This window comes from Faecalibacterium sp. I3-3-33, assembly GCF_023347295.1.
In the GTDB taxonomy this organism is placed as follows: Bacteria; Bacillota; Clostridia; order Oscillospirales; family Ruminococcaceae; genus Faecalibacterium.
In genome coordinates this window covers 259960-274702 of record NZ_CP094469.1, presented here as the reverse complement: position 1 = coordinate 274702, position 14743 = coordinate 259960, and the positions used below count along the sequence as shown (strand labels likewise).

Below are 14743 nucleotides of genomic sequence, written 5' to 3'. Positions count from 1 at the left end.
CTGCGCCAGGATGCAAGCCCCCCAGCAAAACCGGCGGCCGTTCTGCCGCCCGAAAGGGTGCACAGATTGACTTTCGGCAAAACATCCGTTATGCTATACTGGAAAAAACGTGATGCTGCGCAAAGCGGCATCGGAAAGGGTTCTTTATCGTATGTGTACCAAAACCTTCACATGGCGGCTGCTCACCGGCCCTGAGCTGACCAGAGTGTATCTGAACGAGATGCGCCGGGACTTTCCCGCCGGGGAGCTGAAGCCCCTGAGCATGATCCTGACCAGCGAAGCGGAGGGCACCGCCCACACATGGGGCGTGTTTGACGGCGACACGCTGGCGGCTTATCTTTTGATGGTGCGGCCGGAGGGCTGCCGGGTGAGCCAGCTGGATTATTTTGCTGTGGTGCCCGCCTACCGCGCCCACGGCATCGGGGCGCAGCTGCTGGCGCAGCTGCCCGCCCAAGAGGGCGACGCCGAAGCCATCCTCATCGAGGCCGAGATGCCGGAAAAGGCCGAGGACGCCGCCATGGCGGTGCGGCGGCTGGGCTTTTACGCCCGCTGTGGCGCGTGGGACACCCACTACACCGAGCATCTTTTTGACGCATGGTTCCGCATTCTGGTGCTGGACTGCCCGGGCTGCACCCCCCTTGCCCCGGAGGCCGTGGTGGAGGCGCTGGCCGACTGCTACCGCCGCACCATCAGCCCGACCCAGTGGCAAAAGCACGTTCAGTTCTTTGCCCCGGACGGCAGTGTGTGCGGGTAACAAAACCATCAAATGCGCAGGGCGCGGAGGAAGCTTCCATGAGTGAATTTTCACATCTGAAAAACAAGCTGCTGGCCGAGCAGGTGGAGGACCAGATCTACCATTATATTCTGGACGAAGCGCTGGAGCCGGGCGCAAAACTGCCCAACGAGTTTGCGCTGGGTGAAAAGTTCCGGGTGGGGCGCAGCACCATCCGCGAGGCGGTAAAGCTGCTGTCCAGCAAGGGCATCGTGGAGGTACGGCAAGGCTCCGGCACCTATGTGGTGACCACGGTCAAGGGCCTTTCCGACCCGCTGAATCTGCGCAGCGTGCAGGACAAGAACGCACTGGCCTTTGATCTGGTGAACGTCCGTCTGCTGCTGGAGCCGGGCATTGCGGAAATGGCGGCGCAGAACGCCACCCCGGAGGATATCGAGCGGCTGCGGCGGCTCTGCGAGCGGGTGGAGAGCAAGATCCATAGCGGCGAGCGTTACATTGAGGACGACATTGCCTTTCACACCTGCATTGCCGAGAGCAGTAAAAATCTGGTGGTGGGGCAGCTGATCCCGGTCATCGACACGGCGGTGATGATGTTCGTGAACGTCACCCACAAAAAGCTCATTGATGAGACCATCATGACCCACCGCATGATCACAGAAGCCATTGCCAACCACGACCCCCTCGGCGCAAAGGCTGCCATGGTGATGCACCTGAACTTCAACCGCAGCTACATCAAAAAGGTCTACGATGGCGAGGACCCGGATGACGGCACCATCGGCATGGCGGCGTATATCATGGATAAAAAAGAGGACTGAATCCTCTCCAGCTCCCCCGAAAGGGGGAGCTTTTTTCGTTATGATCAAAGGAAAGAATACTTTTGATGGGGAAAGCTAGCGGCAGTTCACCCCTTCCGTCTGCTCACTTCGTTCGCAGCCACCTTCCCCAAGGGGACGGCTTTTGGTGATGCCGGGAAAGTTTCTCGTTACCTTTGATACATTAGTGACAGGGCTAACGGCGTGCGCCCTCTCAGTCAAAGCCTACGGCTTTGCCAGCTCTCCCAAAGGGAGAGCCAAGAGCACGCCCAGAAGCTTCCTCGTTGTACCTAATACTTTAGTACCAAACTTTACGGCTTGGCTCTCCCTTCGGGAGAGCTGGCGCGGGAGCGCCTGAGAGGGCGTCCCCTTGGGGGAGCTGTCGCGCCGCAAGGCGCGACTGAGGGGGCTCTCCTCAAAGTCATCAGATGACTTTTTCTCTGCTTTTTTCTCAAAAGCCGCTTTTACGGCTGATTTTGGGCAAAATTCGCCCGGATTTGGGCAGTGTGCATGATGTATCCCAGAGTTTTTGCACAAATAGTAGGACATACCCGTGACAACTTGCAAAAAGACGTCTGCGGTTTTACAATTAAATCACAAAAGGTTCCGCAAAAAAAGGACGAAAGCAAGCAATATTTGGAGGCATGGATATGGAGTTGCGTTCACAGAACGTTCGCACGTTAGCACCCGAGAACGACCCGCTGAAGATGGGTATGGGCTGGAAGGTCGAGGATCTTTCCAAGCCCCAGATCATGGTGGAAAGCACCTTTGGCGACAGCCACCCCGGCAGCGCCCATCTGGATCAGTTCGTCAAGGAGGCCGTGCAGGCGGTCAACGATAACGGCGGCAAGGCTGCCCGCTATTTTGCCACCGATATGTGCGACGGCATCGCACAGGGCCATGACGGCATCAACTACTCTCTGCCCCACCGTGACGCCATCGTGAATCTGGTGGAAGCACAGGCCAACGCCAGCGTCTACGACGGCGGCGTGTTCATCGCCAGCTGCGACAAGTCCGTGCCCGCCATGCTGATGAGCATCGGCCGCTTGAAGGAGATGAGCGCCATCGTGGTCACCGGCGGCGTGATGGAAGCCCACACCCTGCCGAAAGAATATGTGGTCAGCGACCCTGCCTGCGCCATCAACGAGCTGCTAACGCTGGAGCAGATCGGCAAGTTTGACGCATGGGAAAAGACCGGCGTCATCCCCAACAGCCAGCTGGACTACTACAAGCACAACGCCTGCCCCAGCTGCGGTGCCTGCTCCTTTATGGGCACTGCCTCCACCATGCAGATCATGGCCGAAGCACTGGGCTTGATGCTGCCGGGCACCGCCCTGATGCCCGCCACCGCCCCGGAGCTGAAACAGGCCGCCTACGATGCCGGCAAGCAGCTGATGGAGCTGGTCAAGAAGGGCATCACCGCCAAGGATATCGTGACAAAGAAGAGCTTTGAGAACGCCATCATGGTGCACGCCGCCATCTCCGGCTCCACCAACGCCACCATGCACCTGCCCGCCATCGCCCACGAGTTCGGCATCGAGATCGACGCCGACACCTTTGACCGGATGCACCGGGGCGCACACTATTTGCTGAACATCCGCCCCTCCGGCGACTGGCCCGCACAGTACTTCTACTATGCAGGCGGCGTGCCCCGCGTGATGGAGGAGATCAAGTCCATGCTGCATCTGGACGTGCTGACCGTCACCGGCAAGACCCTGGGCGAGAATCTGGAGGAGCTGAAGAAGAACGGCTTCTACCAGCACTGCGATGCCATTCTGGCAGAAAAGACCGCCGGTTTTGCCCGCCCGGTCAGCCGCGAGGACATCATCCACAGCTTTGACAACGCCAAGGGTACCGACGGCAGCATCGCTATCCTGAAGGGCAATCTTGCCCCGGAGGGATGCGTCATCAAGCACACCGCCTGCCCCAAGAATATGTTCGAAGCCACCCTGCGCGCCAAGCCCTACGACAGCGAGGAGGAGTGCATCTCCGCTGTGCTGCACGGCGAGGTGAAGCCCGGTGACGCCATCTTTATCCGCTACGAGGGCCCGCGCGGCAGCGGTATGCCCGAGATGTTCTACACCGGCGAGGCCATCTGCGCCGACCCGAAGCTGGCTTCCAGCGTAGCGCTCATCACGGACGGACGCTTCTCCGGCGCAAGCCGCGGCCCGGTCATCGGCCATGTCAGCCCGGAGGCTGCGGTGGGCGGCCCCATCGCACTGGTGGAGCAGGATGACCTGATTCAGATCGACGTCCATAACCGCAAGCTGGCCATCGTGGGCGTGAAGGGCGAGCCCAAGACCCCCGAAGAAATGGACGCCATCCTCGCCGAGCGCCGCACCAACTGGAAGCCCAAGGCTCCCAAGTACACCAAGGGTCTGCTGAAGCTCTACTCTCAGCACGCCGTCAGCCCCATGAAGGGCGCATACATGGAGTAAACCACTCCACATAAATAACAAAAAGTAAACTGTCCGGTGCGTTTTTCCGGACGGCTTGGATAAGTGCAACCAAAAATCACGAAACGGAGGAATTTTCTATGACAGCAGTTGCAACGCCCGATGCGGCACGGCTGGTTTTTGCTGCCGTGGCAGGCCTGATCCTATTGCTCATTCTCATTATCAAGTTCAAGGTACACGCCATGATCTCCATCCTGATCGGTGCGGTTGGCATCGGCCTGATGGCCGGTATGCCCCTGTCCGACATCATCGGCTCGGTGAACGAGGGCATCGGCAACACCTTAAAGGGCATCGCCCTTCTGGTGGGTCTGGGCTCCATGTTCGGCGCCATTCTGGAGGAATCCGGCGGCGCGCAGACGCTGGCCGTGACCATGGTGCGGAAGTTCGGTGACGAAAAGGCCGCGTGGGCACTGGGCATCACGGGTCTGGTGGTGGCCATGCCGGTGTTCTTTGACGCAGGACTTATCATCCTCATCCCGCTGGCTTTCTCTCTGGCAAAGCGCACCAAGCGCTCTGTGCTGTACTACGTCATTCCCCTGCTGGCCGGTCTGGCGGTCGGCCACGCCTTCATCCCTCCCACGCCGGGTCCCGTGCTGGTGGCTACCATGCTGGGCGTTGACCTTGGCTGGGTCATCCTCATCGGCATCTTCTGCGGCATCTTTGCCATGATCGCCGCCGGTCCCATCTGGGGCGGCATCTGCGGCAAAAAGTACATGATCGAAGTCCCCGAGCACGTGGCACAGCAGGCAGACATTGACGAGAGCAAGCTGCCCAAGTTCGGCACCATCGTGGGCATCATCATGATCCCGCTGCTGCTCATCATCGCAAACTCCGTGGCAAAGGTGGTGCCCGCACTGGCCGGCATCCAGCCTGTTCTGGCCTTCCTCGGCGAGCCCTTCATGGCGCTGCTGCTGGCTACCATCGCTGCGATGTACCTGCTGGGCACCCGCCACGGCTATAACAACGCTCAGCTGGAAAAGATCATGACCAAGTCTCTGGAGCCCACCGGCATGATCCTGCTGGTCACTGCCTGCGGCGGCGTGCTGCGCTACATGCTGCAGAACTCCGGGCTGGGCGATGTCATCGGCAACGCCGTGGCAAACGCAAGCCTGCCGCTGGTGCTGGTAGCCTTCATCGTGGCTGCTCTGGTGCGTATCTCGGTGGGTTCCTCTACCGTGGCTATGACCATGGCAGCAGGCATCATCTCCGCCATGCCCGGCATCAGCGCGCTGAGCCCGCTGTACCTCGCCTGTGTCACCGCTGCCATTGCAGGCGGCTCCACCGTCTGCTCCCACTTCAACGACTCCGGCTTCTGGCTGGTGAAGAGCCTTGTGGGCATGGACGAAAAGACCACCCTCAAGACCTGGACCATCATGGAAACGCTGGTGGGCGGCGTGGGCTTCCTCGTGGCACTGGTTATTTCCTTCTTTGCCTGAGCGCCTGTCCGGGGCCTGCACCCCGGGATAAGCGTTGGGAGATCCTTATTCATTTACCTCATTACCTCCTTCAAAAACAGCCGCTCCGGGTGCGCCCGGAGCGGCTGTTTTTTGTGTCTGCGTGACCCGGTCACGGAAAAGCGGGCGGCGTATGGGGTATACTGATGGTGTCAGTAAAACACAACACCCATTCAGGAGGGAAAAAATATGGCAGTCATCAACATTACCAAGGAAAACTTTGCACAGGAAGTGCTCCACAGCGAAAAGCCCGTACTGCTGGACTTCTGGGCCAGCTGGTGCGGCCCCTGCCGGATGCTGAGCCCTGTGGTGGACGAGGTCGCCGAGGAGCGCACCGATGTGAAGGTGGGCAAGGTGAACGTGGACGAACAGCCGGACTTGGCGGCACAGTTTGGGGTGATGAGCATCCCCACCCTGCTGGTGTTCGAGCAGGGCAAGCTGGTGCGTCAGGCCGTGGGTGCCCGCCCCAAGGCCGGTGTGCTGGAACTGCTGGGCTAAATTATTGTTTTGAATGTGGTACAGCGGAACGCCTGCGGGCGTTCCGCTGTCTCTTTTTTACGGAAATGGTTGGCATCAATTCAAAAAAATCATCCACGCTTCTACAAATGGAATCACAAAACCAAAGCAAAAGAAAAACAGAAGATCCAGCACGACCTTCATCCATCTGGCAGAGCGTGTGCCGAAAGACATGGCATGGATGATGAAAAGATTGATCTCGCCACAGCGGCGATAATAGCCGGTCTGTTCAAAACTGTTCCAGATCTCCAACGATAAAAATTCAATGCCCGCACACAACGGGAAAATGACGAGAGAATGCATCCAGCCGTCTGCCCGAAAAGAACCATCGCCAAGACCATACCAGTGCACAGCAATAGTGCCGGGGCAAGCCAAAACGCCCCATAAGGCAAGCGCAATGCTCAGTCCAAGCAGGGCGGTGCGCACAGAATGCCAATCTACGGTGTGCTGTCGGCGCAGCATGGTAAAGAAATCTTCCAGCTGGATGGTCGGTACGGTATCGGCTTCTTCCGGGGCGCGGCAGTGCATAAGGTCGGCAAGGGTCAGCCCCAGAGCATCTGCCAGCGGTTCCAGTGTGTTGATATCCGGCAGACCGATGCCCCGTTCCCAGCGGCTGACAGCCTTGTCAGTAACGTGTAGCTGTTCCGCCAGTTCTGCCTGTGTCAGCCCCTGCGCTTTGCGCATCCGGCTCAGATAATTTCCAAAAGTTCTGGCGTCCATTTTATCAACTCCCTTGGAAAAAGCATAGCATAAGGCAGTGCAAAAGGCAATCGACGCTCTGTTTACCCGGACAAAAAGTGTTTGGATAGCTTGAATGCAAACAGCAAAGCGCCCGCCCTATGGTTCGAGCAGAACCACGGGGCGGGCGCTTATTTTATATGGAGTTCAGAAGAAAAATGCTTAGGTCAGCACTTACAGCTGGGGGCCTGCGGAGACCAGAGCCTTGCCGTGCTCGTTGCCCTCGTACTTAGCGAAGTTCTTCACGAAGCGGCCGGCCAGATCCTTTGCCTTCTCTTCCCACTGAGCGGCATCTGCGTAGGTGTCGCGGGGATCGAGGATGGCGGGGTCGACACCGGGCAGAGCGGTGGGGACCTCAAAGTCGAAGTAGGGGATCTTCTTGGTGGGAGCCTCGTTGATAGCACCGCTCAGGATAGCGTCGATGATGCCGCGGGTATCCTTGATGGAGATGCGCTTGCCGGTGCCGTTCCAGCCGGTGTTGACCAGATAAGCCTTTGCGCCGCTGGCCTTCATCTTCTTGACCAGCTCCTCAGCGTACTTGGTGGGGTGCAGCTCCAGGAAAGCCTGACCGAAGCAAGCGGAGAAGGTGGGGGTGGGCTCGGTGATGCCGCGCTCGGTGCCTGCCAGCTTTGCGGTAAAGCCGGACAGGAAGTAGTACTGGGTCTGCTCCGGGGTCAGGATGGAGACCGGGGGCAGAACGCCGAAGGCGTCAGCAGACAGGAAGATCACGTTCTTTGCTGCGGGAGCGGAAGAAACGGGACGCACGATGTTCTGGATGTGGTTGATGGGGTAGGACACACGGGTGTTCTCGGTGACAGACTTGTCAGCGAAGTCGATGTGACCCTCGGCATCCAGAGTGACGTTCTCCAGCAGAGCGTTGCGCTTGATGGCGTTGTAGATATCGGGCTCGGACTCCTTATCCAGGTTGATGACCTTAGCGTAGCAGCCGCCCTCGAAGTTGAACACGCCGTTGTCGTCCCAGCCGTGCTCGTCATCGCCGATCAGCAGACGCTTGGGATCGGTGGACAGGGTGGTCTTGCCGGTGCCGGACAGACCGAAGAAGATGGCGGTGTTCTCGCCGTTCTTGTCGGTGTTGGCAGAGCAGTGCATGGAAGCAATGCCCTTCAGCGGCAGGAAGTAGTTCATCATGGAGAACATACCCTTCTTCATCTCGCCGCCGTACCAGGTGTTGACGATGACCTGCTCCTTGCTGGTGATGTTGAACAGCACAGCAGTCTCGGAATTCAGGCCCAGCTCCTTGTAGTTCTCGACCTTAGCCTTGGAAGCGTTGTAAACAACGAAATCAGGCTCGAAGTTCTCCAGCTCCTCAGCGGTGGGACGGATGAACATATTGGTAACGAAGTGTGCCTGCCAGGCCACTTCCACGATGAAACGCACTGCCATGCGGGTATCCTTGTTGGCGCCGCAGAAAGCATCCACGACGTACAGGCGCTTGTTGGACAGCTCCTTCTGAGCGATCTCCTTGACAGCCTTCCAAGCCTCCTGAGAAGCGGGGTGGTTGTCGTTCTTGTACTCATCGCTGGTCCACCACACGGTGTCCTTGGAGTTCTCGTCCATCACGATGAACTTGTCCTTGGGAGAACGGCCGGTGTAGATACCGGTCATCACGTTCACAGCACCCAGCTCGCTGACATGACCCTTCTCGTAGCCTTCCAGCTCGGGCTTGGTCTCCTCGGCGAACAGCTGCTCGTAGGAGGGGTTGTGCACGACTTCAGTCGTGCCGGTGATGCCATACTTGGTAAGATCCAACTTTGCCATATTTGCGTACCTCTACTTTCGTTTGATCCTTACATAACTCTGTGTAGGAGATGCAGCGCCATTTATGGTACGGACACCGCATAAGGGGGAGACAGCACAGAACAATGCAGTGCAAATTCTCCTGTTTATCATTATACACAAAAGCTTTCCAAAAGCAATAAATGGAAGGTTCTGTTTGCAAAAAAGAAACAAATTTCATAAACAGGCTTTCCCACATTAAGTAATTTCACGAAGCCCGGCAGGGATGCAGACTGTGAAAAATAAGGCGGGACGGGGAAAAACCGACATTTTGATAAAAGTTTGACGAGCAGGGATACATGGAAAACAGGTCAGTTTTTGCCCCGATTTGCCGTCCACTTTGTTCCAATGTGCAATTTTTGCGTTGGTTCAAACGTTTTTCTGGCAAAAGGACTTTACTTGTGCTATACTTATTTTAAATAGAAACACTTTTCTGCCCGCTGCGGCGGCCTACATATAAAGGAACTGCCATGAAAACCATCTACATCCTGCTCACCCGCTCCGGCACGCTGCTGTCCAAACTGGTCTATGCCGCCACCGGTTCCAGCTATACCCACGCCTCCATGGCCTTTGATGCAGATCTGAGTTGCCTGTACAGCTCCACCCGCAAAAACGGCTACACCATGTTCCCGGCGGGCCCCAGCAAAGAATACCTGAACAAAGGCGTTTTCCGTCTGCGGGACGACGCCCCCTGTGCGCTGTACGCGCTGGAGGTGTCCGATGAGGCCTATTCCCACGCACTGTGCCGCGCCGAGGAGTTCATGCGTCACAGCGAGGAGTACAGCTTCAACACGCTGGGGCTGATCTTGTGCGGGCTGCATATCCGCTGGCAGCGCCGCCACCATTATTTCTGCTCCCAGTTCGTCAGCGAAGTGCTGGAACAAAGCGGTGCGCTGGCGCTGCCCAAGGACAGCACCCTGATGCACCCCAACGACTATACCCTGCTGCCCCAGCTGAAGTGCCTGTACAAGGGGCGCTTAGCCGACCTGCCCCAGCGCAAGGCGATGGATCTGGGCGAGACGCCCTCGATGGTCAGCATCTATACCGGACTGCTGGTGGAGCTGCTGCAGCGCCGGGCGCAAAGGTTTTTTGAGTGATTTTTCTGTATAAAACCGAAATTTCCGCTTTTTTGAGCGCTGCTCTTGCATTTTGCAGCCAATTGTGGTAATATTATTCGGCGGTATTGTTTTGCCGCAGAATATGCGCTCGTAGCTCAGCCGGTAGAGCATCTGACTTTTAATCAGAGGGCCAGGGATTCGAGTTCCCTCGAGCGCACCAAAATCCCACGAAGAATCGCAAGATTCCTCGTGGGATTTTCCATTTTCTGGGGCTCTGCACACTTTTGCACACTTTTTGCACACCGGCGGGAAAGCCGTGTTTTTCCTTGCATTGTCTGCATTCTGTGCATCGTGAGCCGAGCTTGTCGGGGCAAAGCCCCTCCATCTTGCTGGCGCAAGACCGTTCTGTCACTTAAAAGCTCCACCGGGGCTTTCATTGCTCCGCTCCACTGCGCAAACGCGAACTTTGCTCTGCAAATTGCTGTTTTAACGTTTCACTGCTTTCTTGCCTTGCGATCAAGAAAGCACTTCTGCTAAACACTCTACGTTGAAAATGCAATCATACACTGCTATAATAAAATTGTGGTATTATCACCAAAAATTCAAGATGCAAAGCGTTTGCGATTGGCAAACATTCAGGAGGAACGCATGGTAACAGGAGCCATTAAAAATAAGGTAGACAAAATCTGGACAGACATCTGGGCAGGCGGCATCACCAATCCGCTGACCGTCATTGAACAGCTGACCTATCTCATGTTCATCCGGTCGTTGGACGAGAAAGAGCTTGCCACCGAAGATTTTGAGAACATGGCGGGCGAAAAGATGGAGCACATCTTCCCGGCCAGCGAAGCAGGGCAGTCCATGCGGTGGAGCCGCTTCAAGGACAAGGACTCCCGCGAGATTTTCCTGACCATGCAGCAGCGGGTGTTCCCGGCCATCAAAAAGATGAAGTATGGCCGTCTGCCGGATTTCAACGAAAAAGGCGAACTGGTAGAGGTACTCAGCAAGCTGGAACAGGCACAGCAGGAGGCCGAAAAGCTGGGCAAGAGCTTGTCGGAAAAAGAAAAAGATGTTTTGCGGGCAGAGGATGAAAAGGAACAGAACACCGCCTTTGCGCGGTACATGGACGATGCCATGTTCCTGATCCCCACGCCGCAGGTGCTGCAAAAGATCATCACCGGGCTGGAGGATCTTTACACCCACGATATCGCCGACCTTGATATGCAGGGCGATCTGTACGAGTATATGCTGCTAAAACTGTCCTCGGCAGGGCAGAACGGCCAGTTCCGCACGCCCAAGCACATCCGCGACATGATGGTGGAGCTGGTGCAGCCCACGCCGGACGACTTTATCTGCGACCCCGCCTGCGGCACGGCGGGCTTTCTGGTGTCCAGCGAACAGTACCTCCGCGCACACTACGAGGACAGCATGACCCCGGAGCAGTGGCAGCATTTTGCCGGCCCGATGTTCACCGGCTTCGACATGGACCGCACCATGCTGCGCATTTCGGCCATGAACCTGATGCTCCACTCCATCACGAACCCGGAGATCGACTACAAGGACAGCGTGTCGAAGCAAAACTCCATTTGCAGTAAGTACACCATTTGCCTTGCGAACCCGCCGTTCAAGGGCACTGTGGATGCCGAGAGCATCAACGACGATCTGAAAGCCGTCACCAACACCAAAAAGACGGAGCTTCTGTTCCTTGCGCTCTTCCTGCGGATGCTCAAAACCGGCGGGCGCTGCGCCTGCATCGTGCCGGACGGCGTTTTGTTCGGTTCCAGCAAGGCGCACCAGAGCATCCGAAAAGAACTGATTGAAAACCATCAGCTGCGGGCGGTCATTTCCATGCCCTCCGGCGTGTTCAAGCCCTACGCAGGCGTGTCCACAGCGGTGCTGGTGTTTACCAAGACCGGCGCGGGCGGCACCGATAAGGTGTGGTTCTACGATATGAAAGCCGACGGCTTCTCGCTGGACGATAAGCGCACTGAGGTGAAGGATAACGACATCCCGGACATCATCGCCCGGTTCCACAACCTCGATGCGGAAGCCGACCGTAAGCGCACCGAGCAGAGCTTCTTTGTGTCCAAAGAAGAAATTGCCGCCAACGGGTACGATTTATCCATCAATAAGTACAAAGAGACCGAGTATGTGCCGGTGGAGTATCCTTCGACTACGGAAATTCTGGCCGACCTGCATGAGCTGGAAATGGAGATCACCAAGGGTTTGGCAGAGTTGGAGGAGATGGTGTGATGGCGAAGTTGGGAGATATTGCAACATACATAAATGGATATGCCTTCAAACCACAAGATTGGTCAGACGAAGGTATTCCAATTATTCGGATTCAGGACTTGACCGGAAATTCGTATCAGGCAAACCGTTATAATGGTGAATACGCATCCAAATATGAAGTAAACGATGGAGATGTTTTGATTTCATGGTCTGCCAGTCTTGGCGTATACATTTGGCATGGAGAAAAGGCAGTATTAAATCAGCATATTTTCAAGGTCGTTTTTGATAAAGAAAGAATCTCAAAAGATTTTTTCGTACATCAGGTAGGTTTGATTCTGGAAAACGCGGCATCCGATGCACATGGCGCAACAATGAAGCATTTGACCAAGCCCGTTTTTGACGCGTTGCCATTTTACTTGCCACCGTATGAAAAGCAGTGCGAAATTGCAGAAGTCCTTGATAAAGTAACGAGTTTGATTTCTCTCCGCAAGCAGCAGCTTGCTAAACTGGACGAGCTGGTAAAGGCACGGTTTGCAGAGATGTTTGGGGACCCTGTAAGCAATCCTCTTAATTGGCCAACTGCTGAGCTTGGAAAACGATGTGAAATAATAACTGGAAATACTCCATCTCGCGCAGAACCAGAAAATTATGGAACATTTATTGAATGGATAAAATCTGATAACATCAACACTCCTTCAACATTTCTTACCGAGGCTCAAGAGCGTTTATCAGAAATTGGCTTTCAAAAATGTCGCTTTGTTGAATCGGGAAGCTTGTTAATGACATGCATTGCAGGAAGTCTTAACTGCATTGGGAATGTTGCGGTAGCGAATCGAAGAGTTGCATTTAATCAACAAATCAATGCGATTACCCCAACTCATGATAATGTTCTATATCTTTATTGGCTTATGATTTTATCAAAACCTACTATTCATAGAACTATCAATATGGCGCTTAAGGGCATCTTGAGCAAAAGTCAGCTCTCTTCAATTAAATTTCCATTTCCGCCACTTTCCCTTCAAAATCAGTTTGCCGCCTTTGTGGAGCGTGTAGACCAGCAGAAGCAGACCGTACAGCAGAGCCTTGAAAAGCTGGAACTGATGAAAAAGGCGCTGATGCAGGAGTATTTTGGGTGATCAAATGAATGACTACGGAAAATTGGAAATCATTTACAAAGAAATCGATCGGCTAATTGAAATGAATGCAACTACAGCCACACAAGAATTTCAAGACTGGAAATTAAAAGCAGCGCGGTTCCTTTCACATTATTTTGGAATGCAAAGCATTGAAATGGAACAATTTAGAAAAACACAGTTTCATCCTATTTTTGATTATGATGATGAGAGCAAGTGTATAGAGTGCTGCAAAAAAGGGCTTGAAGCAACAAAGCGTGTATTTGAAACCTATTTAGATGATATTAGTACAGATATGTTAGACAAGGCAGAAAAATCAATGCAACAGAAGCTCAAAGAAATGCGGCAATGGCAGCATGAAGATATGCTATTAGCGAATATATCTCAAAGGACCTCAATGGCAAAAACGAAAGAATATAAAAAAGTGTTTATTGTTCACGGTCACGATAATGCACTAAAACAAGAAGTGGCCCGTATGGTTGAAAAACAAGGTCTTGAAGCGATCATTTTAAGTGAACAAGCTAACAGAGGCAAAACTATTATCGAGAAATTTGAAGAGCATTCAGATGTTGGTGCTGCTATTTGCTTGTTTACTGGTGATGACTATGGCAAGGCAAAAGATGCAACCAGTGAAAATTTACGAGCGCGACAGAATGTTGTGTTTGAAGCGGGATATTTTATGGGAAAGTTAGGACGCGGGAATGTTATTTTAATCGCAAGTCCTGATATTGAAATTCCGTCTGATTTGCAAGGTGTGGTATATACGAATAAGGATATGTGGCAAACGGATGTTTTGCGAGAATTAAAAGCAATCGGGTACAATGTAGATTTTAACAAACTTTTTGCTTGAAAAATGGGGGAGGAAATTTAATAAAATGAGTGTCGGTGAGATTGTTGATATTGTTTTAAGCATTCTCTCTTTTTTGTTGGCTGCAATTTCTGTTGTGACGGTTATCATAACATTGAAGCAGAATAAGAAAATGATTGAAAACAATTCGCTGCAATTAAAGGAGATGCAGGAAGAATACCGCTTGTCCATTCAACCGCTTCTTGAATTTCAGAATGCGGAATTCTGTTTGGATCGTCCGCGTTTTTTCTATTCACCTCCAGAGGATGAATACGATTTTTTGTCGAGATATCGTTTTAAAACGGAGCTGAAAAACATATCTCAGGTTCCGGCTATCTGTATTGATGTGACAGCAATATTATATGTTTTTAGAGACAATGACAGAAAAGCTTTAAAAACAATTACCCGCAGAATATCGGCGATTTCGGGAAATGATGAAAAAGCCGCAGTTGAAATTATATTTTCTGGGGATTCAATTCATCTTTTATATGAAGCACTCAGAGAAAATTCAACTAAATATCTTCCACAGATTACGGTGATGGCCACATATAAAAATGCGTGTGGCGGATGTTTTCTTTGCGAGAAAACATTTATACTTATGTTGTCAGAAGAGGACGAGGCGACGGCTCGTGCATGGCATACAGCAATGTCTAGTGAAAAGATTCGCGCAAAAGAAGTCATTCGGGAATTACAATTGACGCGCGAAACAGATGATACAAGGTGGGAATGTTTATTTGAAAGCGAAAAAAGTTCGTTTGATGAAGGACTTGGAAATCCAGAAGTGGCAGAATTAAACTTGAATTGCCGTGAAATCGCAGAAAAGTATAATTTCAAAGTGCTTTCAAAGGAAGAATATGAAAAATATAGCGAAGACCATCATTATGGTCATTTCATATACAAACAATCACATTGTCATGTGAAAAAGCAAATTGAAAATAAGGCCGCTATTTAATTTGAAAGGAGCCCT

12 protein-coding genes and 1 tRNA gene are annotated in these 14743 nt (G+C 53.4%); 11 read left to right on the top strand and 2 right to left on the bottom strand.

Annotation, left to right across the window (positions count from 1 at the left end; translation table 11 throughout):
* Positions 1 to 151: 151 nt before the first annotated feature.
* The 5 genes from MTP39_RS01185 (at position 152) to trxA (ending at position 5953) form a co-directional block, all read left to right on the top strand.
* Positions 152 to 754, top strand: a complete 603-nt coding sequence (locus MTP39_RS01185; protein ID WP_249241138.1) for a GNAT family N-acetyltransferase — start codon at positions 152 to 154, stop codon at positions 752 to 754.
* A gap of 38 nt (positions 755 to 792) precedes the next feature.
* Positions 793 to 1548: a FadR/GntR family transcriptional regulator gene (locus MTP39_RS01180; protein ID WP_249241137.1), complete on the top strand. Its 756-nt coding sequence runs from the start codon at positions 793 to 795 to the stop codon at positions 1546 to 1548.
* A 653-nt stretch (positions 1549 to 2201) separates the two neighbouring features.
* Positions 2202 to 3983 carry a dihydroxy-acid dehydratase gene (gene ilvD, locus MTP39_RS01175; RefSeq protein WP_442899430.1) on the top strand — a complete coding sequence of 594 codons (1782 nt, stop codon included), beginning with the start codon at positions 2202 to 2204 and terminating at the stop codon, positions 3981 to 3983.
* A 98-nt stretch (positions 3984 to 4081) separates the two neighbouring features.
* Positions 4082 to 5437, top strand: coding sequence for a GntP family permease (locus MTP39_RS01170; RefSeq protein ID WP_249241135.1), 1356 nt, complete (start codon positions 4082 to 4084; stop codon positions 5435 to 5437).
* A gap of 207 nt (positions 5438 to 5644) precedes the next feature.
* The gene (trxA, locus tag MTP39_RS01165; RefSeq protein ID WP_005921611.1) at positions 5645 to 5953 is read left to right on the top strand and encodes a thioredoxin; all 309 of its coding nucleotides are present in this window, start codon (positions 5645 to 5647) and stop codon (positions 5951 to 5953) included.
* A gap of 75 nt (positions 5954 to 6028) precedes the next feature.
* Here trxA and MTP39_RS01160 read toward each other — a convergent pair whose 3' ends face one another.
* Both MTP39_RS01160 and pckA read right to left on the bottom strand, forming a co-directional pair.
* Positions 6029 to 6691, bottom strand: a complete 663-nt coding sequence (locus MTP39_RS01160) for a helix-turn-helix domain-containing protein (protein WP_249241134.1) — start codon at positions 6689 to 6691, stop codon at positions 6029 to 6031.
* Between the two features lie 192 nt (positions 6692 to 6883).
* Positions 6884 to 8488, bottom strand: a complete 1605-nt coding sequence (gene pckA, locus MTP39_RS01155) for a phosphoenolpyruvate carboxykinase (ATP) (protein ID WP_015537182.1) — start codon at positions 8486 to 8488, stop codon at positions 6884 to 6886.
* A 488-nt stretch (positions 8489 to 8976) separates the two neighbouring features.
* Here pckA and MTP39_RS01150 point away from each other — a divergent pair, with 488 nt between their 5' ends.
* The 6 genes from MTP39_RS01150 (at position 8977) to MTP39_RS01125 (ending at position 14728) form a co-directional block, all read left to right on the top strand.
* Positions 8977 to 9603 carry a hypothetical protein gene (locus tag MTP39_RS01150; RefSeq protein ID WP_249241133.1) on the top strand — a complete coding sequence of 209 codons (627 nt, stop codon included), beginning with the start codon at positions 8977 to 8979 and terminating at the stop codon, positions 9601 to 9603.
* Positions 9604 to 9708: 105 nt separating this feature from the next.
* Positions 9709 to 9784, top strand: a tRNA-Lys gene (locus MTP39_RS01145).
* Positions 9785 to 10212: 428 nt separating this feature from the next.
* On the top strand, positions 10213 to 11817 hold the full coding sequence (locus tag MTP39_RS01140) for a type I restriction-modification system subunit M (protein WP_249241132.1): 1605 nt from the start codon (positions 10213 to 10215) through the stop codon (positions 11815 to 11817).
* Positions 11817 to 12932, top strand: a complete 1116-nt coding sequence (locus MTP39_RS01135; protein ID WP_249241131.1) for a restriction endonuclease subunit S — start codon at positions 11817 to 11819, stop codon at positions 12930 to 12932. Before MTP39_RS01140 ends, MTP39_RS01135 begins: the two co-directional genes overlap by 1 nt.
* Before the next feature lie 4 nt (positions 12933 to 12936).
* Positions 12937 to 13779 carry a TIR domain-containing protein gene (locus MTP39_RS01130; RefSeq protein WP_249241130.1) on the top strand — a complete coding sequence of 281 codons (843 nt, stop codon included), beginning with the start codon at positions 12937 to 12939 and terminating at the stop codon, positions 13777 to 13779.
* Positions 13780 to 13804: 25 nt separating this feature from the next.
* Positions 13805 to 14728 (top strand): hypothetical protein, encoded by a 924-nt coding sequence (locus MTP39_RS01125; RefSeq protein WP_249241129.1) that lies wholly within the window; start codon positions 13805 to 13807, stop codon positions 14726 to 14728.
* Positions 14729 to 14743: the final 15 nt, after the last annotated feature.

Coding starts and splice junctions, on each gene's coding strand:
- MTP39_RS01185 (WP_249241138.1), top strand. CDS start 152: ATGTGTACCAAAACCTTCACATGGCGGCTGCTCACCGGCCCTGAGCTG.
- MTP39_RS01180 (WP_249241137.1), top strand. CDS start 793: ATGAGTGAATTTTCACATCTGAAAAACAAGCTGCTGGCCGAGCAGGTG.
- MTP39_RS01170 (WP_249241135.1), top strand. CDS start 4,082: ATGACAGCAGTTGCAACGCCCGATGCGGCACGGCTGGTTTTTGCTGCC.
- trxA (WP_005921611.1), top strand. CDS start 5,645: ATGGCAGTCATCAACATTACCAAGGAAAACTTTGCACAGGAAGTGCTC.
- MTP39_RS01160 (WP_249241134.1), bottom strand. CDS start 6,691: ATGGACGCCAGAACTTTTGGAAATTATCTGAGCCGGATGCGCAAAGCG.
- pckA (WP_015537182.1), bottom strand. CDS start 8,488: ATGGCAAAGTTGGATCTTACCAAGTATGGCATCACCGGCACGACTGAA.
- MTP39_RS01150 (WP_249241133.1), top strand. CDS start 8,977: ATGAAAACCATCTACATCCTGCTCACCCGCTCCGGCACGCTGCTGTCC.
- MTP39_RS01140 (WP_249241132.1), top strand. CDS start 10,213: ATGGTAACAGGAGCCATTAAAAATAAGGTAGACAAAATCTGGACAGAC.
- MTP39_RS01135 (WP_249241131.1), top strand. CDS start 11,817: ATGGCGAAGTTGGGAGATATTGCAACATACATAAATGGATATGCCTTC.
- MTP39_RS01130 (WP_249241130.1), top strand. CDS start 12,937: ATGAATGACTACGGAAAATTGGAAATCATTTACAAAGAAATCGATCGG.
- MTP39_RS01125 (WP_249241129.1), top strand. CDS start 13,805: ATGAGTGTCGGTGAGATTGTTGATATTGTTTTAAGCATTCTCTCTTTT.